The 23,531-nt window shown below is 35.6% G+C and carries 24 protein-coding genes; 21 read left to right on the forward strand and 3 right to left on the reverse strand.

Features of this window, described 5'->3' with window-relative positions; all coding sequences use genetic code 11:
- Positions 1–13 precede the first annotated feature (13 nt).
- The 7 genes from rpsA (at position 14) to DOK76_RS07085 (ending at position 6,475) form a co-directional block, all read left to right on the forward strand.
- Positions 14–1,195 carry a 30S ribosomal protein S1 gene (rpsA, locus tag DOK76_RS07055; protein ID WP_206966209.1) on the forward strand — a complete coding sequence of 394 codons (1,182 nt, stop codon included), beginning with the start codon at positions 14–16 and terminating at the stop codon, positions 1,193–1,195.
- Between the two features lie 132 nt (positions 1,196–1,327).
- Entirely contained in the window at positions 1,328–2,638 is a 1,311-nt protein-coding gene (gene der / locus DOK76_RS07060) for a ribosome biogenesis GTPase Der (protein ID WP_206966211.1), read from the forward strand.
- 240 nt (positions 2,639–2,878) lie between these two features.
- A complete protein-coding gene (gene hbs, locus DOK76_RS07065; protein ID WP_086343077.1) occupies positions 2,879–3,154 on the forward strand; it encodes a non-specific DNA-binding protein Hbs in 276 nt (91 codons plus the stop codon).
- Between the two features lie 154 nt (positions 3,155–3,308).
- Positions 3,309–3,551, forward strand: a complete 243-nt coding sequence (locus DOK76_RS07070; RefSeq protein WP_206966213.1) for a GlsB/YeaQ/YmgE family stress response membrane protein — start codon at positions 3,309–3,311, stop codon at positions 3,549–3,551.
- Between the two features lie 56 nt (positions 3,552–3,607).
- Entirely contained in the window at positions 3,608–4,654 is a 1,047-nt protein-coding gene (locus DOK76_RS07075) for a hypothetical protein (RefSeq protein WP_206966215.1), read from the forward strand.
- A 14-nt stretch (positions 4,655–4,668) separates the two neighbouring features.
- Complete coding sequence (locus DOK76_RS07080; protein ID WP_206966217.1) at positions 4,669–5,922, forward strand: tetratricopeptide repeat protein; 1,254 nt, start codon at positions 4,669–4,671, stop codon at positions 5,920–5,922.
- A 4-nt stretch (positions 5,923–5,926) separates the two neighbouring features.
- Complete coding sequence (locus DOK76_RS07085; protein WP_206966219.1) at positions 5,927–6,475, forward strand: YpiB family protein; 549 nt, start codon at positions 5,927–5,929, stop codon at positions 6,473–6,475.
- Between the two features lie 22 nt (positions 6,476–6,497).
- Here DOK76_RS07085 and DOK76_RS07090 read toward each other — a convergent pair whose 3' ends face one another.
- Entirely contained in the window at positions 6,498–7,496 is a 999-nt protein-coding gene (locus DOK76_RS07090) for a D-2-hydroxyacid dehydrogenase (RefSeq protein ID WP_242542239.1), read from the reverse strand.
- A 99-nt stretch (positions 7,497–7,595) separates the two neighbouring features.
- Positions 7,596–8,495: a LysR family transcriptional regulator gene (locus DOK76_RS07095; RefSeq protein ID WP_206966221.1), complete on the reverse strand. Its 900-nt coding sequence runs from the start codon at positions 8,493–8,495 to the stop codon at positions 7,596–7,598.
- Positions 8,496–8,698: 203 nt separating this feature from the next.
- Between DOK76_RS07095 and lpdA the strand changes: the two genes are divergently transcribed.
- The 8 genes from lpdA to DOK76_RS07135 are packed head-to-tail and all read left to right on the forward strand — an operon-like array spanning position 8,699 to position 17,239.
- Positions 8,699–10,105: a dihydrolipoyl dehydrogenase gene (lpdA, locus tag DOK76_RS07100; protein ID WP_206966223.1), complete on the forward strand. Its 1,407-nt coding sequence runs from the start codon at positions 8,699–8,701 to the stop codon at positions 10,103–10,105.
- A 28-nt stretch (positions 10,106–10,133) separates the two neighbouring features.
- Positions 10,134–11,177 (forward strand): PTS sugar transporter subunit IIC, encoded by a 1,044-nt coding sequence (locus tag DOK76_RS07105; RefSeq protein ID WP_206966225.1) that lies wholly within the window; start codon positions 10,134–10,136, stop codon positions 11,175–11,177.
- Positions 11,178–11,196: 19 nt separating this feature from the next.
- Entirely contained in the window at positions 11,197–12,300 is a 1,104-nt protein-coding gene (pdhA, locus tag DOK76_RS07110) for a pyruvate dehydrogenase (acetyl-transferring) E1 component subunit alpha (protein ID WP_206966227.1), read from the forward strand.
- 2 nt (positions 12,301–12,302) lie between these two features.
- Positions 12,303–13,280, forward strand: coding sequence for an alpha-ketoacid dehydrogenase subunit beta (locus tag DOK76_RS07115; RefSeq protein ID WP_206966229.1), 978 nt, complete (start codon positions 12,303–12,305; stop codon positions 13,278–13,280).
- 19 nt (positions 13,281–13,299) lie between these two features.
- Positions 13,300–14,886: a 2-oxo acid dehydrogenase subunit E2 gene (locus DOK76_RS07120; RefSeq protein ID WP_206966231.1), complete on the forward strand. Its 1,587-nt coding sequence runs from the start codon at positions 13,300–13,302 to the stop codon at positions 14,884–14,886.
- Positions 14,887–14,903: 17 nt separating this feature from the next.
- On the forward strand, positions 14,904–15,815 hold the full coding sequence (locus tag DOK76_RS07125; protein WP_206966233.1) for a phosphate acyltransferase: 912 nt from the start codon (positions 14,904–14,906) through the stop codon (positions 15,813–15,815).
- 12 nt (positions 15,816–15,827) lie between these two features.
- Positions 15,828–16,889, forward strand: coding sequence for a butyrate kinase (gene buk / locus DOK76_RS07130; protein WP_206966235.1), 1,062 nt, complete (start codon positions 15,828–15,830; stop codon positions 16,887–16,889).
- Positions 16,890–16,918: 29 nt separating this feature from the next.
- Positions 16,919–17,239 carry a hypothetical protein gene (locus tag DOK76_RS07135; RefSeq protein WP_206966237.1) on the forward strand — a complete coding sequence of 107 codons (321 nt, stop codon included), beginning with the start codon at positions 16,919–16,921 and terminating at the stop codon, positions 17,237–17,239.
- 1 nt (position 17,240) lies between these two features.
- Here the strand turns inward: DOK76_RS07135 and DOK76_RS07140 are convergent, their stop codons facing one another.
- Positions 17,241–18,131 (reverse strand): YitT family protein, encoded by an 891-nt coding sequence (locus DOK76_RS07140; RefSeq protein ID WP_206966239.1) that lies wholly within the window; start codon positions 18,129–18,131, stop codon positions 17,241–17,243.
- 122 nt (positions 18,132–18,253) lie between these two features.
- Between DOK76_RS07140 and DOK76_RS07145 the strand changes: the two genes are divergently transcribed.
- The 6 genes from DOK76_RS07145 (at position 18,254) to DOK76_RS07170 (ending at position 23,514) form a co-directional block, all read left to right on the forward strand.
- Positions 18,254–18,601, forward strand: a complete 348-nt coding sequence (locus DOK76_RS07145; RefSeq protein ID WP_206966241.1) for a nucleotide pyrophosphohydrolase — start codon at positions 18,254–18,256, stop codon at positions 18,599–18,601.
- Positions 18,594–19,385: a 4-hydroxy-tetrahydrodipicolinate reductase gene (gene dapB, locus DOK76_RS07150; protein WP_206966243.1), complete on the forward strand. Its 792-nt coding sequence runs from the start codon at positions 18,594–18,596 to the stop codon at positions 19,383–19,385. Before DOK76_RS07145 ends, dapB begins: the two co-directional genes overlap by 8 nt.
- A complete protein-coding gene (locus DOK76_RS07155; RefSeq protein ID WP_206966245.1) occupies positions 19,382–20,590 on the forward strand; it encodes a CCA tRNA nucleotidyltransferase in 1,209 nt (402 codons plus the stop codon). Before dapB ends, DOK76_RS07155 begins: the two co-directional genes overlap by 4 nt.
- Position 20,591: 1 nt before the next feature.
- Positions 20,592–20,951: a thioesterase family protein gene (locus tag DOK76_RS07160; RefSeq protein ID WP_206966247.1), complete on the forward strand. Its 360-nt coding sequence runs from the start codon at positions 20,592–20,594 to the stop codon at positions 20,949–20,951.
- Positions 20,952–21,048: 97 nt separating this feature from the next.
- Positions 21,049–21,507: a hypothetical protein gene (locus DOK76_RS07165; protein WP_206966249.1), complete on the forward strand. Its 459-nt coding sequence runs from the start codon at positions 21,049–21,051 to the stop codon at positions 21,505–21,507.
- 120 nt (positions 21,508–21,627) lie between these two features.
- On the forward strand, positions 21,628–23,514 hold the full coding sequence (locus DOK76_RS07170) for an ABC-F family ATP-binding cassette domain-containing protein (protein ID WP_206966251.1): 1,887 nt from the start codon (positions 21,628–21,630) through the stop codon (positions 23,512–23,514).
- Positions 23,515–23,531: the final 17 nt, after the last annotated feature.

The following is a 23,531-nucleotide window of genomic DNA, read 5'->3' on the forward strand; positions in this document are numbered from 1 at the left end:
GAGGAAGTCAATCATGACAGAGCAAACTAACGAAGAAATGTTAAATGCTATGGCAAGTGTTCAAGAAGTAAAAGTTGGAGATTTAGTACAAGGGGAAGTTTTAACGATTGATGATAACAAACAAGCAATCGTTGGAATTATCGGTGCTGGAGTTGAGGGAGTTATCCCATTAAAAGAATTATCAACTATTGCGGTTCAAAACGTAACTGATGTTGTTAACATTGGTGATGTAATAGATGTTGTTGTTATTTCTGAAATCGGCAAAGATAAAGAAAACGGTAGCTACCTTTTATCTAAACGCCGTGTAGATGCTAAAAAAGTCTGGGAAGACATTGAAAAAGCATTCGAAGCAGGTGAAACAATCGAAGCCCCTGTAACTGATGTTGTTAAAGGTGGTTTAGTCGTTGACGCAGGTGTACGTGGATTCGTACCAGCATCTATGGTTGATGTTCAATTTGTTTCTGATTTTTCAGAATACAAAGGTCAAACATTAACTTACAAGATCGTTGAAATCGAACCTTCTGAAAACCGTTTGATTTTATCTCGCCGTGCAGTTCTTGAAGCTGAAAAAGAAGTAGCTAAAAAAGAAATCATGGAAAAAATCTTAGCAGGTGATGTAGTTGAAGGAACTGTGGCACGTTTAACCAACTTTGGTGCCTTTATCGATTTAGGTGGCGTGGATGGTTTAGTCCATGTATCTGAAATCTCTTATAGCCACGTTGTTAAACCAGAAGACGTTTTAAGCGTTGGTGACAAAGTGACTGTAAAAGTATTAAGCATCGATCCTGAAAAAGAAAGAATCTCATTATCTATCAAAGAAACATTACCTGGACCTTGGGATAATGTTGAATCTGAAGCTGCTATTGGGACTGTTCTTGAAGGTAAAGTTAATCGCTTGACTTCATTTGGTGCATTTGTTGAAATTTTACCAGGAGTTGAAGGATTAGTTCACATCTCTCAAATTTCACACAAACACATTGCAACACCACATGAAGCTTTAGAAGAAGGCCAAACAGTAACTGTTAAAGTCTTAGACGTGAGTAAAGAAAACAAACGTATTGGTTTAAGTATCAAAGCTTTAGAAGAAAAAGAAGAAGAAGTTGTTGTTGAAGAAGAAACTTATGTAATGCCTGAAGAATCAACTGGATTTACTTTAGGAGATATGGTTAATTTAGAAACAACTGACGAAGACTAATAAAACCTTAAGAAAAGTCGGCTAATTGCCGGCTTTTTCTTTCTTTTATCATCTTTTACTTGCAAGAGAATAAAGTATCGTTTAAACTTTATAAGGATATGAAAGAACGTATTATTATAGGAGGTGACCATAATGGCAAAACCTACATTAGCCATAGTTGGTAGACCAAATGTTGGGAAGTCAACATTATTCAACCGAATCGCTGGAGAAAGAATTTCAATTGTAGAAGATATTCCTGGCGTGACAAGAGACCGTATTTATGCCCACGGAGAGTGGTTAGGTCGTGAGTTTAGTATTATCGATACAGGTGGTATCGAAATGAGTGATGAGCCATTCATGGATCAAATTAAGCACCAAGCAGAAATCGCAATGGAAGAAGCAGATGTGATTATGCTTGTTGTAAGTGGTCGTGAAGGTATTACAGATGCAGATGAATATGTATCAAAAATTTTATATAAGAGTAAGAAGCCTGTTATTTTAGCAGTTAACAAGGTAGACAACCCTGAAATGAGAAACGATGTGTATGAATTTTATTCATTAGGCTTAGGAGATCCAATTCCTGTCTCAGGAAGTCATGGACTTGGTCTAGGAGATGTGTTAGATAAAGCCTGTGAATACTTCGCTATGGTGCCTGAAACAGAAGAAGACGATGTGATTCGTTTTAGTTTAATCGGAAGACCAAACGTTGGTAAATCATCTTTAATCAACGCTATCTTAGGAGAAGACCGAGTGATTGTATCTGACGTTGCTGGAACAACACGTGACGCGATTGATACTTCATTTGTCTCACCAGAGGGTCAAAAATTTGAAATGATTGATACAGCTGGTATGAGAAAGAAAGGGAAAGTTTACGAAACAACTGAAAAATATAGTGTAATGCGCTCAATGCGTGCTATTGACCGTTCTGACGTTGTTTTAGTGGTCTTAAATGCCGAAGAAGGAATTCGTGAGTATGACAAGCGTATCGCCGGATTTGCTCATGAGGCAGGTAAAGGAGTTATTATTGTTGTCAATAAATGGGATACATTAGAAAAAGACAATCATACAATGAAAAACTTTGAAGAAGATATCCGAAGTGAATTTAGATATTTAGATTATGCTCCAATTGCTTATGTATCAGCTAAGACAAAACAAAGGTTACATACATTGCCAGACATGATTGAAACAGTTAGTGAAAATCAAACATTACGTATTCCTTCAGCAGTCTTAAATGACGTCATCATGGATGCTGTTGCGATTAATCCAACACCAACTGATAAAGGAAAACGACTTAAAATTTTCTATGCAACTCAAGTGGCCATTAAACCGCCGACTTTTGTTATTTTTGTTAACGAAGTGGAACTAATGCATTTTTCTTATGAAAGATTTTTAGAGAATCAAATTAGACGTGCTTTTGAATTTGAAGGAACTCCAATTCGCATTATTACAAGACGTCGAAAGTAAAAATCGTATTTTAGCACAGTTAGTTTTGTTTTTCAATCATTATCAGTTTAAATGAAAAAAAGAATATAAAAAACGCTAAAAGCATTGCTATCACTTGATTCTTGTGTTATCTTTGTTTAAGAAATATTAATATTAAAAAAATATTTCCACTTATCATTTTTGGACCACTCAAAAATGATCGCCTAAATATGATGTCACTTATAAACATCAATTTCCTTTTCGAGGAGGTGAAAAATAAACATGGCTAACAAAGCAGAATTAATCGAAAAAGTTGCTGAAGCAACTGGTTTAACTAAAAAAGACGCTACTTCATCTGTTGATGCAGTATTTGCTTCAATCCAAGAATTTTTAGCTGAAGGCGAAAAAGTTCAATTAATCGGTTTTGGTAACTTCGAAGTACGTGAAAGAGCTGCCCGTAAAGGACGCAACCCACAAACTGGAGAAGAAATCCAAATCGCTGCAAGCAAAGTACCTGCATTCAAACCAGGTAAAGCTTTAAAAGACGCAGTAAAATAATGCGAACATGAAAACCCTTGTTTATCAAGGGTTTTTTTCTTTTTATAACAGTAATTTGGTGATAAGGGGCAAAAACCAAACAACTTTATGACTAAATTGACAGCATGCATAGTTTCGTTTTACAATAAAAGAGAAAATGATAGGAGGAACAAACATGAGTTGGATATGGACACTAGTAGTTGGAGCTGTTATTGGAGCGATTGCCAGCAGTTTAGTGAGTAAAAAAGACTCTAAAGGTTGCGTGTTTAACATCATTGCAGGGCTTTTAGGCTCATCTTTAGGTCATAAGCTATTTGGCGCTGATTGGGGCGGTCACTTAGCAGGAATGGCTCTTGTGCCTTCTATTTTAGGAGCAGTTATCGTTGTAGCCGTAGTTTCAGTATTTACTAGACGTTAAAAGATCCTTTTTGGGTCTTTTTTTTATGCTAAAATAGAGAAGAAGAGGTGATTGTAATGAAAAAAACAGTTATAAAGCAACAACAGTCATGTGACATTACTTATAATAAAGCACTCAATCGTCTCATGACCCAAGATTACTTTGCTTATTTAAACGATACGCCTTGCGTCTTATTCATTAGCACTCAATCATTTTATGAACTGTATTACGATAAGTTTGCTTCACTTATCAAAGAGAGTGACAAATTTTATTGGTACCTTTGTCCAGATAATGAGTCGATAAATTTTGTTAAAACATACAACAAAATTCTTGTATATATTGAAGAAATGAAGCTACCAGTTGATACATCGATTGTTAGTGCTGGAAATGATCATCTTTATCATCTGTGTGGAGCTTTAAAGCAGACGTCTCCTTATATAAGTGATTTTACTTATTTGCCAACAAGCATAACTGGATTTATCGCTTCTCTTCAAGGCAAAGCTTATTTGTTAAATCAATCATTAACCATTAGTGTAGAACAATATGTTTTGCCAGATCGTCTTGTTTACGATACAATGTTGAATGAATTAGAGACTAAAAACACATGGTCAGATGATTTATTCAATGTAGCAAAATTAGGAGTTTTGACTAATAAAGACCTATTAAAACTACTTAGTCGAGAAGTTATAGAAACATCTAATCGTTCTTGGGCGCCATTTCTTGAACTTATTATTGAAAGTTTAGAACAAGAAACAACACCCCCAGTGTTTATGTTATCTAATATATCAAAAAGTTTTTATCAACTACATGAAGCTCATTATTTATTACCATCAGAAAAGGAGCAAATTTCTTTTTTATTGTTCTTACTATGGAATTTAAAAAAAGCAGAGATTACCTTTGATTTTGAGGGATTCATGAAGTGGTTGTACCGAAACGGAACCTTTAATTTCCGGTTACCAATCCAAATGACTACTTATGATATTGCTAAGGTTTTTGTTGATGAATTACATCGATTAGATCAAATACCTTATTTAACAAAAATAGGCGATTTAGGTGTTTCGAAAGCACCTAGTATTGAAGAAATGTACCATGTAGTAGAAAGTTATAGAAAAATAAAATTGTAATTGAGGGATGGACAATGTCAAATAGTAAAGAAATGTTAGAAGCCTTATCAAAGGGCGATTTAATCGAAGCTCAAGTTGCTTTTGAGAAAGCACAAAAAGAAGACTTACCTGAAGAGAGATTCCAATTAGCAGATAATTTATTCCAATTAGGCTTTATTGAAGAAGCAGAGACCTTATATGTGAGATTGTTTGAAGAATTTCCTCAAGATGAAACCCTAAAAATTTCGTTAGCTGAAATTGCAATCGAAAATGACGAATTAGACAAAGCCTTTGAATATCTTGAGTCTATTGAAGAAACGAGTGACTTGTATCCGCAAAGTTTAATCACTCAAGCAGATATCTATCAAGTACTTAATATTCCAGAAGTTAGTGAAAGTAAATTACTTCAAGCTAAAACTTATTTACCAAATGAGCCACTACTTGATTTATCTTTAGCCGAGCTTTACTTTGCTAATGAAGACTACACAAGAGCAATTGAAAGTTTTACTGCCTTAAAAGATGCTTTTTCTCAACAAGAATCACCTATTAACCTTGATGAGCGTATTGGTGTTGCTTATTCACGTATTGGTAATTTTGAAGAAGCTGTCGTAGCACTGGAGAAGGCTATCGAAGAAGAAGAAACAGTAGAGCGTTTATTCCAATTAGCCCTAACGTACTATCAATTAGAGCAAAATGAGCGTGGTATCGAGTTATTGAACCAAGTTAGACTGATGGATAGTGATTTCAATCAAGTTTATTACCCATTAGCGCAAATTCTTTATGATGAAGGTCGCCACGAAGAAGCTTTAGAAGTGATTGAAGAAGGTATCGCCTTAAACCCTTACGAAACAGCTTTATATCACTTAGCTTCAGAAACGGCTTACCAATTAGGTAGCAAAGACCAAGCAAAAGAATATTTAGAAGAGGTTATTTCTCTTGAATTAGATGCGGACTTATCAAAAATAAGATTAAGTGAGCTCTTATTAAAAGAAGAAGACTACGAAGAAGTATTAACTTTGATGAATAGCTTAGAAACAGAAGAACAACCATTGGCTGGTTGGATGATTGCTCAAGCCTATAATGGCTTAGAAGCCTTTGATCAAGCAAACGAAGCTTATGATAAAGTTAAAGATGTTTTAATCGAAGAACCTGACTTTATGAAAGACTATGGTTTGTTTCTACGAGAAGAAGGTAGAAGAGAAGAAGCCAATACATGGCTAACACGATATCTTGCCTCAGTTCCAGGAGATTTAGAAGTAGCTTCACTTATCGACAACGAAGGGTGGTAGACAAATGATTGAATTATCAGCGAAGAAAAAATTTTTAAGTTGGTTAATTCAGTATGCCCATTTAAAAAAAAGAGAGTCTTACTGGATTATTAATTACTTGATTAATCACGAGGCTTTGTTATCACGTGTCATTTTTGTAGAAGGTGCTTTAGAAACCCCTAGAGGAATCTTGATTACAGATCAAACCATTCCAGGTATTGGACTTGAAATGAAAACAGAACAAAAAAGATTAACAGATGCTCAGTCCATTTTTGCTGACATTAGAAATAATCGAAAAGAAGACCTTTATTTAGAAATTAACTTTTCTGAAAAAGAGGCGTCTCCTTTGTACCAACTAATTTTAGAAGAAAATGCATATCAAGTAATTAATACCGAAGAGCAAATTGATTTTTTACAAGACTTTGACGCATTTTTACTAAAAGAAGAAAAAGAACTTAAACTGAGACATCTTCAAGAGGAAATAGATCAGGCTTTACTTACCCAAAACGAAGAAGATTTCCTGCGACTCAGTCAAGAATATCTAGCATTAAAAAAAGAATCGACTTTCAGCTAAGGCTAAGTCGATTCTTTTTTTATTATGGATTCACAATAGTTTTGGCAGTTCCTTTAGTTAAAATAGATAGACAGGCATCTAATCCACCGTAAACTAAGTTCTCTACTGAAGTTTCAGTATAAAAAGCAATATGAGGTGTGTAAAGAACATCGTCACGTTCAAGAAGAGCTTTAAATACATCATCTTCTAAGAGTTTGTCTTTCCAGTTTTTTGTCACATATTGCATTTCTTTTTCGTAAGTATCTAAGGCACAAGCAGTTATTTGACCAGAATCAAGAGCTTTGATGAGAGCCTCTGTATCAACAATGCCTCCTCTTGCTGCGTTAATAAGGTAAGCACCAGGTTTCATTTTATTGAATGTCTCTTCGTTGAACAAATGATGGTTATCTTCTGTCAAAGGCATATGAATGGTAATCAGATCAGATTGTGCTAAAAAGTCATCAAAGTCATCAACATAAGTGAGGACTTTTTCAGCCGCAGCGTTTTTATACAAGTCGTAACCAATGACATTTGCTCCAAAGGCATGCAAAATCTCAGCTGTAATGTGACCAATTCGGCCAGTTCCTAAGACACCTATTGTTAAAGAACGAATTTCTTTTGACATAATAGAGCCGTCCCAACTGAAATCATGGTTAGAGACTCTCTTTTGAATAGCTTGTGTGTGTCTTAACACATTTAAAATACTACCAACTGTAAACTCTGCTACAGAGTTTGGAGAATAGGCTGGGACGTTTGTGATAGCAATACCGCTTTTTTTAGCTTCTGCTAGATCATACATATCCACACCTGCTGAGCGTTGCGCGATTTGTTTAAACCCATCTGCCTGTAATCGCTGATACATCTCAGTAGGAATACCCATAGTTTGTTGTAAACTTAATCCATCAAATCCTTCTAATAAATGGTACGTTGACTCATCTAAGATGTCACTAGAAACCGTTACTTCCACATCATTTGCTTCAGCCCACTTAGTTGAAAATACTTTTTCATCTTCTCTAGCGCCCATCATTAAAATCTTAGTCATACAATCTTCTCCTCTGTTATTTATTTGGTGTACAAGTTAAGTATAGGAGATAGATAATAATTTCACTAATTAGTAATTTTTATAAGGCTATAGATTTTGTTAAATGGACTTAATTTCATGATTCGTAATAAATTCTAAACACAAAGCTGCAGCAGGAGATAAGGGCTTATCTTTTTTATGGACTACTACAATGTCAAAAGGTTTGATTTTATCTGTTAAAGTTACCCAAGCTAGAGGGTAATCTGCGTACAGTTCTTTTAATTGGATAGGAATAATGGCTACTAAATTTTTTTTTATGATGTGATTAATCAAAACTTCATGGCTATTACTCATGAAATCAATGTCTGGTCTAAAGCCGTACTCACGGGATTTACTTTTCAATACATGGTAAAGAACATAATCTTTACTCATTGAGCCAAATCTTTCATTCTTAAGGTCTTTAATACTTAACTTTTCCTCACCTGCTAAGGGATGGTCGTCTCTCATTAAGACAAAAGCATCGTATTGAAAGGTATGAGAGGTGTTACTTTCAATTTCAAGTTCAGGCTCTACAATAGGAAAAGACACAATTCCGATTTCAAGCTCTTCATTGGCTACTTTTTTCTGAGTTTTAACAGAACCATTTTCTTCTATTGTAATAGAAAAATTGGGATATACAGACATGAATTCTTGGATTAAAGGCATATATACTGGGGAAATAACGGAATTTGAACCAATTGTTAATTCTTTTTTCTTATAAATATGATCTTCCTCAATAATCTCAGTTAAGTCATCTAATTCCTCTAAAATCTTTTTTCCTTTTTCAAAAAGAATACTGCCCGCAGTTGTTGGCATGACTTTGTTTCCAACTTGATAAAGCAACTTAGCTCCAAGTTCTTCTTGGAGTTTATTCATGTTCCAAGAGAGCGTGGGCTGTGTGACAAATAAATTTTTTGCAGCATTTGAATAGTTTTGTACTTTAATTATTTCAATGAAATAGCGCAGTTGCCTAAATTCCATTTTTATAATCCCCATTTCTATAAAGATTTTTATTCAGCTATAGAATCTATCAATTTCCAATTTGTGAAAATACATCCTACAATGTGTTCATACCAACAAGTAAAGCGGTTACACCAAAAGATAATTAATGTCATTTAATGAAATACCTTTATTATAACTTATGGCAAACGCTTTATAAAGTGGAAAAGAAAGGAAGTGTCAAAATGGTTGTTGGTGATTTTGAATCTAGCTTAGGAACTGTCGTCATTGGTTCTGGTCCTGGAGGATATGTTGCAGCCATAAGAGCAGCGCAATTGGGGCAAAAAGTAACACTAATTGAAAAGGAAAACATTGGGGGAACGTGTTTAAATGTGGGATGTATTCCATCTAAAGCACTCATTCAAGCGAGTCATCATTATCAAAGTATGATGGATTCTCCATTTCCTGGTATTGAAGCAAAAGAAGCATCACTTGATTTTACAGCTATCCAAGATTGGAAAGACAATCAAGTTGTAAAAAAACTAACAGACGGGATCAAGTTTCTTCTTAAGAAAAATAAAGTAGATGTATTAGAAGGAACAGGTTACTTTATGGACAATCACCGAGTTCGTGTGATGGGAGAATTTGGTGGGGACACATACACCTTTGAAAATGTCATCATCGCAACAGGTAGTACACCTATTGAAATCCCAGGTTTCAAATTTAAAAAACGCGTGATTGATTCTACAGGGTTACTTAACTTAACAGAAGTACCTAAAAAACTAGTTGTTATCGGTGGCGGTTATATAGGTAGTGAACTAGCGGGCGTGTACGCTAACTTAGGCACAGAAGTAACTATCTTAGAAGGTCAATCATCAATCCTTCCAAACTTTGATAAAAAGTTAGTTAAATACGTTGAAAAATCATTCAAGAAAATGAATGTAACGATTGAAACGAATGCTTTAGCTAAAAAGTCAGAACAATCAGATAAAGACGTAAAAGTCGTGTATGAAGTTAACGGAAAAGAAAAAGAAATTATTTGTGATTATGTATTAGTCTCTGTTGGCCGTAAACCAAATACAAAAGAATTAGGCTTAGAACGTATTGGGGTTGAAATGGATGAGCGTGGCTTAATCAAAGTTGACGAACACTGTCAAACAACTTTAAAACATGTTTATGCCATTGGCGATATAGTTCCAGGTTTAGCTTTAGCTCATAAAGCAAGCTATGAAGGAAAAGTAGCCGCTGAATCTATTAGTGGTCAAGATGTATCCGTTGATTATCGCGCAATGCCAGCTGTGTGTTTCACAGAACCTGAATTAGCTTCAACAGGATTAACTTTAGCAGAAGCTAAAGAAGCAGGAATTGATGCAAAAGTATCAGAGTTTCCATTCCAAGGAAACGGACGAGCTTTATCAATGGGTAAAGCAGAAGGTTTGGTTCAAATCGTTAGTGACAAAGAAACAGGTGAAGTTCTTGGTGGACAAATTGCAGGAGTTAATGCAAGTGACCTTATTTCTGAAATCACGCTAGCAATTGAAACAAGTGCCTCAATAGAAGACATCTCACTAACAGTTCATCCTCACCCAACGATTAGTGAAACAATCATGGAAGCAGCAGAAGTTGGCTTAGGTTTACCTATTCATATATAAAAATCACTTTAAATAGGAGAAGAAGATTATGTCGATAAAAAGTGTTAAACCAAAAGAATTTACAATGAATATTTTAAATGGTGTTGCTTTGGGAGTGGTTGTTTCTCTAATCCCTGGCGCGTTGCTAAGTGAGTTATCAAAAGCATTAGGTTGGTCTTTTGGCCTTTATGCAACTGGTATTGCTTCTTCATTAATGCCGATTGTTGTAGGGGTTGCAGTAGCAATCAATTTCAAGTTCACACCGATTCAAATTGGTTCACTTGGAATGGCGTGTGTGGTTGGTTCAGGTGTAGCTCGTGTCAATCCTGATGGTGGATTTATCTTCCAAGGATCTGGAGATGTTATTAACACTGGATTAACAGCTGCCATTGCCGTTTTCCTTATTTTACTTTTAGGTGAAAAATTAGCAGCCTTCACTATTTTAGTTATTCCAACCATTGTAACTGTAATAGGTGGGGGACTAGGATTTCTCTTACTACCTTACGTTAAACAAATCACTTCTATGTTAGGTCAATTTGTTGCTACTTTAACAGAACTTCAACCAGTACCAATGACAATGGCGATAGCAGTTATGTTTGCCATGATGATTGTTTCTCCAATCGCAACAGTAGGAATTGCAACAGCTATTTCTCTATCTGGTATCGCTTCTGGAGCAGCTAACTTAGGTATTTGTGCTGCTGGATTCGGACTATGTATTGCTGGTTGGAAATCAAATGCAATTCCAACGTCACTTGCTCATTTCATTGGGTCACCAAAAATGCAAATGGCAAACGTTGTTAAAAAGCCGAAAATCATGTTGCCAATGGTGTGTAGCGCAGCTATTACAGGTTCTCTTGCAGCTTTCTTAGACTTACAAGGAACGCCATTTAGTGCAGGTTTTGGTTTCAGTGGATTAATTGGACCAATCAACGCTTTAGCATTAAAACCTGAAGGATGGACTGCAGGCAATATTATCACTACTTTCATTGCCTTCTTAGTAGTACCAATTTGTTTAGGCTTTGCTTTTAATTATTTATTCAATACAAAACTAGGTATTGCAAGTTCAGATGATTATAAATTAGATTTCAACTAAAGAAAGGGAGCGACAGAATATGAGTAAGCACGAATTTAAATTATTTACAGATATGGTTAAGAAAAGCCAAGAAGCAATTCCATATGTTCAAATTTTAGATGAAGAAGGAAAAATCGTTAACAAAGGAATGAAGAGTTCTTTAACAGACGAACAATTAGTTGAGTTAATGAAAACTTTAGTTTGGGGTAGAACAACAAATGAACGTCTGATCTTAGCTGGTCGTCAAGGGCGTATTGGTAACTTACCTCCATCTGAAGGACAAGAAGCATCACAATTAGCTACACTTTTTGCCATGAACAAAACAGACTTTGTGTTACCAACTTACCGTGACATGATTCCTTTAGTTAATCATGGTATGCCAATGAAGAATGCAGTTCTTTGGTACAGAGGTCATATGGCAGCAAACATTTACCCTGAAGGTGTTCACGGCTTACCTCCTCAAACAATTATTGGTTCTCAAATTATTCAAGCAGCTGGCCTTGGATATGCGTATAAACGTGACGAAAAAGATCAAGTATCATTCACTTACATTGGTGATGGCGGATCATCTCAAGGAGACTTCTATGAAGGTATTAACTTTGCAGGTGTCTTTAACTCTCAAACTGTCTTTATCGTTCAAAATAATAAATATGGTATCTCAGTTCCTCGTGAATTACAAAGTAAAGCTGGCACACTAGCTCAAAAAGCAGCAGCAGCTGGTATCCCTGGTATTCAAGTAGACGGAATGGATCCACTTGCATTATATGAAGCAACTAAAATGGCTCGTGAATACACAATGGCTGGAAATGGACCTGTTGTTATTGAAACATTAACATACCGTTTTGGAGCTCATACCTTATCAGATGATCCAACAAGATACCGTTCTCAAGAAGAAGTAGATGCATGGTTAGCTAAAGACTTCTTAATCCGTATGCGTTCATACTTAGGTGAAAAAGGTCTTTGGAATGAAGATATGGAACAAGAAGTGATTGATGCAACAACTCAAGAAGTAAACGAAGCACTTGATTTAGCAGATAAAGAACCAAAAATGAAAGTATCTCAATTACTGAAAAATGTGTACGAAGTGCCAACACCTCGTATTGAAAAAGAAATTGCGATGTATGAAGCGAAGGAGGAAAACTAAAGATGGCAGTTAAAAATATGGTACAGGCGATTAATGAAGCCTTAACACAAGAAATGAAACGTGATGAAAGAATCTTAGTTTTTGGAGAAGACGTAGGAACTAACGGAGGCGTTTTCCGTGTAACTGATGGTATGCGCGCTGAATTAGGCGAAGACCGTGTTTTTGATACACCTTTAGCAGAATCAGGCATCATGGGTATGGCAATGGGTATGGCGATGGGCGGATTCCGTCCAGTACCAGAAATCCAATTCTCTGGATTTACTATGGAAGCGATTGATGGTCTTTTAGGACAATTATCTCGTCACCGCTACCGTATGGCAGGACGAGAAGGTGTTCCAGTGACTGTTCGTTCAACTTTTGGTGGAGGAGTTGGAACACCAGAACTTCACTCAGATAACTTAGAAGGTTTATTTGCTCAATCACCAGGGTTACGTATTGTTATTCCAAGCGGCCCGTATGATGCAAAAGGTTTATTAACAGCATCTATCAGAAATAATGACCCAGTTTATTTCTTAGAGCATTTAAAACTATATCGCTCAATTACAGAAGAAGTGCCAGAAGAGTCTTATGAAATTCCTTTAGATAAAGCACACGTGATTCAAGAAGGATCTGATATTACTATCGTTACTTACGGCGCTATGGTTCATGAATCTAAAAAAGCCATTGAAGCACTTAAAAAAGACGGTGTCTCAGTTGAGTTAATCGATCTTAGAACAGTTGCACCATTTGATATTGATACTATTTTAGACTCAGTTAAGAAAACTGGACGTGTTGTTGTGGTTCAAGAAGCGCAACGTTTAACTGGTATTGGTAACCACATTATGGCTGAAATCGCAGAAGGTGCTATGTATGACCTTGAAGCAGCAGTTGGACGTGTGGCAGCACCAGACAGTCACTTCCCATTTGGTCAAGCAGAATCAATCTGGTTACCAAACGCTTCAATCATTGAAGAACAAGTAAGAAAAACATTAGCTGAATAATAAACAAGGAGGAGTACTCATGGCTTATATTTTTAAATTACCTGATGTAGGTGAAGGATTAGTCGAAGCTGACATTATCCAATGGTTAGTAAAAGAAGGCGACGTAATTAAAGCAGATGACGCTTTAGTTGAAATTCAAAATGATAAATCATCAATGGAAATCCCATCTCCTGTTTCAGGAGTTGTTACAAAAATTTTAGTACCTAGTGGTGTCGCAAAAGTTGACGAAGGTATTATTGAAATCAATACAGGTGAAGAAGTAGTATCAGAACCTGCTCCTGTTAAAGAAGAAGCAGTAGTTGCTGAAAGCTCAACAACTACTGGCAACTATGTCTTTGAATTACCTGATGTGGGAGAAGGACTAGTTGAAGCTGAAATTATTCAGTGGTTAGTAAAAGAAGGCGACGTGATTAAGGCAGATGACGCTTTAGTTGAAATTCAAAATGATAAATCATCAATGGAAATCCCATCTCCTGTTTCAGGAACAGTGGTTAAAATCTTAGTTCCTCAAGGTATGGCTAAAGTTGATGAAGGTATTATTGAAATTGATACAGGTGTTGATGGTCCAAGTAATCAAGTAGCTAAAGTAGAAGAGTCACCAGCAGTTGAAGTAAAAGCAGCAACTCCTGGCGTAGCAACAGGTAAACCATCTACAAAAGTTCGTGCCTTACCATCAGTTAGACGTTACGCAAGACAACAACAAGTTGACTTGTCTCAAGTAACACCAACTGGCCCTAATGGCAAGATTTTAAAAGTTGACGTAGATGCATTCCTATCTGGCGGAGGCGAAGTAGTAGCAGTAACAGAAACGCCAATCGTTGAAACAGCTGTCGAAACAGTAGCAGCACCTGCACCAAAAGCAGCTACTAAACCAACTCCAGTTTTAGCAGCAAATGAAGATTGGGTTGAAAAAATGACACCAACTCGTCGTGCTATTGCTAAAGCTATGGTAACTAGCCGCACTGAAATTCCTCATGTAACTGTCTTTGACAAATTACGTGCAGAAAAATTAATTGAACACCGCAATACTTATAAAGATATTGCTAAAGAAGATAACGTGAGATTAACATACTTACCTTATGTGGTTAAAGCAATGGTAGCAATGCTTAAAGCTTATCCATCATTAAATGCGTCAGTTAATATGGAAAAATCTGAAATCATTCACCGTGGCAACATCAATATTGGTATTGCTACAAACACAGATCATGGTTTATTTGTTCCAGTTATTAAAAACGCAGATCGTAAGAGTGTCTTTGAAATTGCTGAGGACATTGATCGTTTAGCTAAAAAAGCGTTAGCTAATGAATTGACAAGAGAAGATATGAGTGGCTCATCAGCAACTATCACTAATATTGGTGGAATGCCTGAAGCTGGCGGTGTTTGGTCAACGCCAATCATTAACTATCCAGAATCAATGATTATGGGAATTTCTCGTATTGCTGATGAAGTTGTGGTTAATGCCGATCGTGAAATGGAAGTTGCTTCAATCATGCGTTTATCATTTGCTTTTGACCACCGTTTAGTTGACGGTGTGGAAGCTCAAAGTGCTTTAGCTGAATTCAAAAAAGCTTTAGCAGATCCAAACTTAATGTTACTTAAAAACTAATTAATGGAGGTGTACTTATGGTGTTAGAATCATTTGATGCATTAAAAAAACAACTCTCAAGTACAAAGAGTACACCTAAGCGAGTAGTTGTTGCTAATGCAAGCGATGAACACACACTTGGTGCTGTGCTAAGTTTATGTGAAGAAGGACTTCTTTTTCCAATCCTTGTTGGAGAAAAAGAAAGGATTATCGCCTTACTAAGAAAAATGGAAGTTCCTGAAAAAATGATTGAACGATTACAAATTATCGATGTAGCTGGAGACACAGAAATTGCTGAAAAAGCAGTTTCTGTGATTAAAGAAGGTCTTGGAGATGTTCTAATGAAAGGACATATTCAAACAAGAGACCTATTAAAAGCAGTTGTTAATAAAGAAACAGGTATTCGTGAATCAAAAGCCTTGTCTCATGTAGCAATTAACGAAATCCCGTATTACCATAAACTGTTATTTTTAACAGATGGGGGTATGATGTTAACTCCTGATGTGGATACGAAGGAAGATATTTTATTGAATGCTTTATCCCTAACTAAAAAGCTAGGATATGTTCATACAAATGTAGCTGTCTTAGATGCAAGCGAGAATGTAAACCCTAAATTACAAGCTTCAACAGACGCAGTTATTTTAAAAGAGCGTTTTGAAGCCAATGATTTTGGTGATGTAACAGTTGAAGGGCCTATTTCTTTAGATCTTTCTTTAAGTAAAGAAATTGCTAAAGAAAAAGATTACGAAAGCCCAGTTGCAGGTGAAGCAGATATTTTATTAGTTCCTGATATTGTAGCAGGTAATCTCTTAGGTAAGAGCATGGTAACTTTTGGTAAAGGTAAAATGGCTGGTCTTGTATTAGGGGCTAAGGTACCTATTATCATTACTTCAAGAGGCTCAACAACTGAAGAGAAAATGAATTCATTAATGATTGCATGTGCGATGTAGGGAGGAACTTCTTTGAAGAAAGTATTAGTTATTAACCCAGGTTCTACTTCAACGAAAGTAGCGTATTACGAAGATAAAAAAGAATTATTAAATAAAAATGTCTTTCATGAGACAAGTGAATTAGCAACTTACGCAACAATCGCTGATCAATATGATTACCGTTTAAACTTAATTCAGTCATTTTTAGAAGATGAAGGAATTGATTACACACAAATCGATGCAGCAGTGGGTCGTGGTGGGGCACTACCACCAGTTGAAGCAGGTGCCTATATGGTCAATGAAGAGATGATTGATTGGCTTACTAATGGGACAAAAACACATCATGCTTCTAACTTAGGTGCTATGTTAGCAAATGGGTTTAAAGAAAAAAGCGCTAAAGAATGTATCGCTATGATTTATGACCCAATTACAGTTGATCAATACCATGAATTAGCTCGTGTATCAGGTCTTAAAGGTGTTAAACGTACAAGTATTGGACACGCTCTAAACATGAGAGCAATCGCCTTAAAAACAGCTCAAGATATGGGTAAACCATACGAAGAGTCTAACTTGATTGTTGCTCATTTAGGTAGTGGCTCAACAATTAGTGCTCATGAAAAGGGACGTATGATTGATTATTCACTAGATGATGAAGGCCCATTCTCTGTTGAGAGAACGGGAAGCTTAAGTCTAAAAGAGTTTATTCCTTTCTGTTATCAAATGACTCAAGCAGAAATCACTGCTTGGACTCGTAAAGAAGGTGGAATGATTTCTTATCTTGGAACAAATAGTGGTATTGAAGTAGAAGAGCGAATTCTTCAAGGAGATGACGAAGCACGACTTATTCTTGAAGCCATGGCCTACCAAGTGGCTAAAGGCATTGGTGAGCTTGCGACAGTCTTAAAAGGGAACGTGGACAAAATTGTTATCACAGGTGGACTTGCTTACTCAGATCGTTTAGTCGACTGGGTAAAAGAGAGAGTTGAATTTATCGCACCTGTATCAAGTGTTCCAGGTGAATTTGAGATGGAAGCTTTAAGAAATGGAGCTTTAAGAGTTCTCTCAGGTGAAGAACAAGCAAAAGAATTTAAGTAATAAAGCTCATTAGAGAGGTGTGTTGACCTATGATGAATATTCTTGGTTTTCACGACTATATTGTTGAACAATATGGAGATTTTAAACAAGTCTTACTGACAATTGAGATACCTGAAAAAGAGCTGATTTTCAATCAAGTTCCTGTTTCTTTCCTTAGTGATTATAGTGGTTTATCTCTAAGTATGCTTTGGGAAGATGCGGGGATTGAGAATCCTTTAGAGTCAGGTTTATACTATCAGTATTTTACAACAGGAGAGAACATGACTTATGTTGAAGACGATCATCGTCTCATAATGGTTGATCCTGAAGGTAAACAAGTTATTGTCTATGGAAAAAAAGAACAAACCTAAATCAGGCTTGTTCTTTTTTCTTTTTGGCTTTATTATGTTTGATGGTTTCCTTTGAAAAACCTTCCCCAATAACCTCATTAACTGTTAAGATTGATACAAAGGCTGACTTGTCAATCTCATGAGCCATTTCTTTAATTCGGTTGATTTCAGGATGTGTCGCTACACAAAAAATAATATTTCGTTCTGCATGAGAGTAGGCTCCCTCAGACTTCAAATAAGTAACGCCTCGTTCTAGTTCCTCCATGATACAAGCTGCGATCAACTCATTTTTATCAGATATCACTAAAATGCCTTTTGCGCTATAACTTGCTTCTTGGACAAAATCCACAACAATACTAAAAACAAAAACAGCAATTAATGTATACATCATTTGTTTTAATGATAAGTAAGAAAGCGAAAGTAATAGAACGACGATATCTAGCATTAAGAGAGATCTACCAATTGTTAAACCAAAATTTTTCTCTAAAATCCTAGCAATAATGTCAGTACCGCCTGTTGTACCACCAACTCGGTAAATTAAGCCACTACCAATCCCGCCAATTAAACCTGCTAAAAGGGCTGCGATTAATAGATCGTGCTCCACAGAGACACTAATATTCATTTGTTGCCAAAATAAAATGTTAAAAGACAAAGAAAATGTCCCTATAAGTGTATAGATTAACGCTTTAAATCCAAAAATTCTTAAACCAATTAAAATTAAGGGAATATTAAGAAGTAGGGTTGTGTATGCAGGATTCAACCCAAATAAGTTGTAAATAATTAAGGTAATCCCTGTAATACCGCCTTCTGCTAGTTGGTTAGGCATATTAAATGTTACCAAACCAAAACTATAAATGCTTGCCCCTAGAAAAATAAAAATAATATCTGTAACCATTTGCTTTGTCTTTTTCATGTACAACACCTCGCCTGTTATTTTATCACTTAGAATATCCCGTAACAAGACTTGTGGTTGAAATATCCCGTAATCTTTTATAAGATTAGTACAGAATTAATTCATGAACGGGAGAAGCCACTATGACGTCAGAATATAAGACATTAACAAGTATTCAACAAGAAATCGATGATTACATCAATCAATACAAAGTTGGCTATTTTGGTCCATTAACACAAATGGCAAGACTCACTGAAGAGCTAGGTGAACTAGCCAGGGAAGTTACTCATCATTATGGTGAAAAAGAAAAGAAATCTACTGAGGCTTCAGCTAGTGTTGAAGAGGAACTTGGTGATTTAGTCATAGCTGCGATTATCATGGCTAATTCTTTAAATATTGATTTATCTCAAGTCATTGAAACCAATATGATAAAATTTAGACAACGAGACAAATACCGTTTTGAAAGAAAGGATGGGATGACAAATGATTAAAGTTGCAATAGCAGGATTTAGAGGGAAGATGGGTAGTAGTGCCACTAATATGGTTTTAGAAGATGCTCGTTTTCAGTTAGTTGCTCTTCTCTCTTATAAAAAGGACATCACTAATCTCAATCAACTAAGTCAATATCAAGGAGAAAATGTTCCAGTCTTCTCATCAAAAGAAGAATTAGTTGAGACAGTAAAACCCGATATTTGGATTGATTTCACCTCACCGGATATTATTTTTGATACTTTATCTTTTTTAATAGAACATGACATTCATCCAGTCGTAGGAACAACAGGATTGTCTAAAGAAGAGCTTAGTGACTTACAAAAAAGAGCTAGTGATAAACAACTTGGAGGCTTAATCGCGCCTAATTTTTCTGTTGGAGCAATTTTGATGATGCGATTTGCAAAAGAAGCAGCTAACTATTTTCCAGATGTTGAAATTATTGAGCTTCACCACGATCAAAAACTTGACGCTCCAAGTGGTACAGCTTTAAGAACTGCTGAAGAAATAGCTACTGTTAGAGAATCTAAAAAACAAGGTCATCCAGACGAAGTTGAACTTTTACCAGGTGCTCGTGGTGCTGATGTCGACGGGATTAAAATACATAGCGTTAGACTTCCTGGTTTAATCGCTCATCAGCAAGTTCAGTTTGGTGCCAAAGGAGAAGGTCTTATTTTACGACACGATAGCTATGACCGTAGCTCTTTCATGGCAGGTGTTGCACTGGGCTGTGTTAAAGTGATGAATGAACAAGAATTAATTTATGGATTGGAATACTTACTATGAAAATGAAACAATTACCTGAAGAATTTTTAAAAGCTACCCCTATTATGGAAGCAATCGAAGCTGCTGGTTTTGAAGCTTATTTCGTTGGCGGGAGTGTCCGTGATATTATATTAAATCATCATATTCATGATGTAGACATTGCAACTAGCGCTTTTCCTGAAGAAATCAAACAAATTTTTCCACGAACTGTTGATGTAGGTATTGAGCATGGCACCGTCTTAGTTTTACATGGAGATGAAGAATATGAAATAACTACTTTTAGAACAGAATCAACCTATCAAGATTATAGAAGACCAGATGAGGTTACTTTTGTCCGATCACTTAGTGAAGATTTGAAACGACGTGATTTTACAATGAATGCTTTAGCCATGACAAAAGAAGGGGAACTAATTGATTTATTCTCAGGCATTGAAGCTATTCATCAAAAGCAAATCATCGCAGTCGGCAATGCTTCAGAGCGTTTTCATGAAGATGCTTTACGAATGATGAGAGGCCTTCGTTTTACAAGTCAGCTTGATTTTGACATCGAAGAGCAAACCAAGCAAGCTATTATGGAACACCATGCGTTACTTGAAAAAATATCTGTTGAGCGCATTTACATTGAATTTATTAAATTATTAACCGCTGAATACAGAAATAAGGGGTTAGTTTCTTTTGTGGAGACAGGTTGCTTCAACTATTGTCCAGGGCTAAAAGGGCAGCAAGAGGGACTAGAGAAACTTCTTACAATTCCTAATGAAGCTATTTTTGAAACAGATACAATTGCATGGATTACACTTATTTATATGTTACATATTAATGAAGTTACATCATTTTTGAGACAATGGAAATGCTCTAATAAGTTAATTCATCATGTAGATAAAAGTGTTACTCAGTTAATCCGAAGAGATACTGAAGAATGGGATATTTTATCTTTATATGAAAGTGGAGAAGAAGTTATTTCAGATGTAGAAATTGTTCGTGAATTAATTGGTTTATCTAGTCAAAAAGATGAAGCCTTAAATATATATAAAGAACTTCCAATTAAATCTATTAGAGAGTTAGCTGTCTCTGGAAAAGATATTTTAAACGTATTAGAGGAGTCTCCTGGTCCATGGTTAGGTCAACTATTAGGACACCTAGAAAAGTCAGTTGTATTAGCTCAATTACCAAATGAAAAAGAAGCTTTATTAATAGAAGGAAAAAAATGGAAGGAGAGCCATTAACATGACATTTACCAAAGAGTTTGTAGTAGAGCAAACCCAATCAGCTAAGGCAATGGGCTCAGGGACTTTAGATGTTTTAGCTACACCAAGTGCAGTTGCCATGGCAGAAAACACATGTATGCAGATGTGTGATACTTTAATCAGTGAGGAAGAAACAACCGTTGGAACTCAGATTGATTTTAACCATCTGAAAGCATCAAGTATTGGGGCTAAGATTTTAGTAACGGCTGAATTAAGTCGTCAAGAGGGTAGAAAAATCGAATTTAACTTCTCATTATATGACAAAGAAAATTTGGTTGCTGAAGGAAAACATACTCGTTTTATCGTCAATAAAAAGAAATTTATGTCTCACATTGAATAATAGTTTTTATTTGTGAAAAATTTAATAAAGTTGTTTGTTTTTTAATAAACTCATGCTATAATTGTTTTGTAACCTAATAGGAAAGAGGAGATTATACATGACAAAAGAAATGACAAGCTTCAAATTCTATTTTAGAAATGGTGAAACATGGACAATTGATCGCGAATTTATTGGCGATTTATGGATTAGTAAAGTAACAACAAGTTACGGTAGAATCAACGGAAGTGACTTCCAAAAAATTCGCCCTTGTGAAGGCTTAAAAATTGAAATCTTCCAAGAAGCAGATCATGTACAAACTGACGACATCAATTTAGGTGGGCTAGAATTAGGCATGTTCGCTCGTGCTATTAAATATCAAGATATCGAAAAAATGGGAATTCATTTTGACAATGGAACAGATGATTTAATCTACTTCCCATATAAAGACAAAGCAACACCAGGTCAAGAAGGATTAGACAACATTCACCAAACAAGTAAAATTTCAGCTGACAATAAATTATATATTGTTATTGATGATGCTAAAACGGTTGAAGAAGTTTACGCTGACAAATTTTAATTACTAAAGAGACAAATCTAACAGGGTTTGTCTCTTTTTTTGACCTCTTTTTCAGAGAACTTGTTTCACTTCTTTAAATTTGGTAGAATAAATTGGACTATTTTGAGAGTAGGTAAAAATATGAAAATTCTTCGCGGGGATAATTTAGAAAAATCCTATGGCATAAAAAATTTATTAAATGATGTTTCCTTTTTTATCCGGACGGGAGATTTAATTGGTTTAATCGGTATTAATGGAACAGGTAAATCAACCTTGATGAATATATTAGCTGGAAAAGATACAGCTGAAAAGGGGAGTTTAGATTACCCACATGATTACCGTATCGGCTATTTGTCGCAACAAGTGGACTTTGATGAAGAGTTAACGGTTTTAGATACTGTTTTTCAAGGGGACACCCCGATTATCAAAGCTGTGAAACAATACGAGTTAGCATTGAATCATTTGGAGCGTTTTGGTGATGACCCTAAAGCTCAAAAAATGTATCAACAAGCTGAAGAGTTAATGAATCAAGAAGATGCTTGGTTAGCTGACACAAACGCCAAAACAATTTTAAGTAAACTAGGTATTTTATTTCTAGATAAAAAAGTGAGCGAGCTTTCTGGTGGACAAAAAAAACGTCTTGGCTTAGCTCAGGTCTTGATTGAAGCTCCAGATTTACTTCTTTTAGATGAGCCAACTAACCATTTAGACTACCAAAGTATTCGTTGGTTGGAAAACTATTTAAAAGATTATAAAGGAGCACTAGTTGTAACAACTCATGATCGCTACTTTTTAGACCGAGTGACTAATCGTATCTTTGAACTCTCTAGAGGAAATCTTCACGAATACCCTGGAAATTATCAAACTTATTTATCTACAAGAGCTGAGAGAGAAGAAACAGAGATAAAGCAATCTCATAAAAAGAAACAATTATTTAAACAAGAATTAGCATGGATGCGTGCAGGGATTAAAGCCAGAGGAACGAGACAACAAGCTAGAATTGACCGCTTTAATGACCTTAAAGAAGAAGTTAGTCAAAGTTCTTCAACAGATACCATGGAAATTAACGTTAATACCAAGCGTTTAGGTAAAAAAGTACTAGAAATTAAGCAAGCTTCTTATCGTATCAAAGAAAAACCTATTCTAAATGAGTTTGATTTATTGATTCAATCTCGTGAAAGATTAGGAATAACTGGTGAAAATGGAGCAGGGAAATCAACCTTACTTAACTTAATTGCTGGCAAATTAGAACTTCAATCAGGACAAATTGATATTGGTGAGACAGTTAGAATTGGTTATTACACCCAAGAAAACGAAGGATTAGATGAATCCAAGCGTATGATTCAGTATCTACAAGAACAAGCTGAATTAGTCGAACAAAAAGACGGTAGTACGATTTCCGTTACAGAACTATTAGAAAGATTCTTATTCCCAAGAAACATGCATGGGACTCTGATAAGTAATTTATCTGGTGGAGAAAAACGTCGCTTGTACTTATTAAATATTTTAATCAAACAACCAAACGTCTTATTACTAGATGAGCCGACAAATGATTTAGATATTGAAACCTTAACTATTTTAGAAGATTATATTGAAAGTTTCCAAGGAGCTGTCATTTCAGTCAGCCATGATCGCTACTTCTTAGATAAGACTATGGATAAATTACTAGTCTTTCAAGGAAACACTCAAATCGAAACCTTTTTTGGAACAATGAGTGAGTACTTAGAAAAAGTACAAACACAAAAAGCAGATAAACAAGTGTCAAAAGAAAAAGCTGTAATGAGTGAAACACCTGTTAAAGAAGAAAAAGAAAAGCAAAAACTAACGTACATGGAACAAAAAGAGTGGGATACCATTGAAGACGAAATTGATACAATGGAGACTACCATGGAAACCATTCAAGAAGATATGTTAAAACATGCTAGTGATGCAGGAAAATTACAAGACTTGCAAAAAGAGTTAACCAATCTTGAAATAGCACTAGATGAGAAAATGGAAAGATGGGAATACTTAAGTCAATTTATTTAAAATAAAGAGGTGTTTAT

The organism is Candidatus Vagococcus giribetii (assembly GCF_017316185.1).
GTDB lineage: Bacteria > Bacillota > Bacilli > Lactobacillales > Vagococcaceae > Vagococcus > Vagococcus giribetii.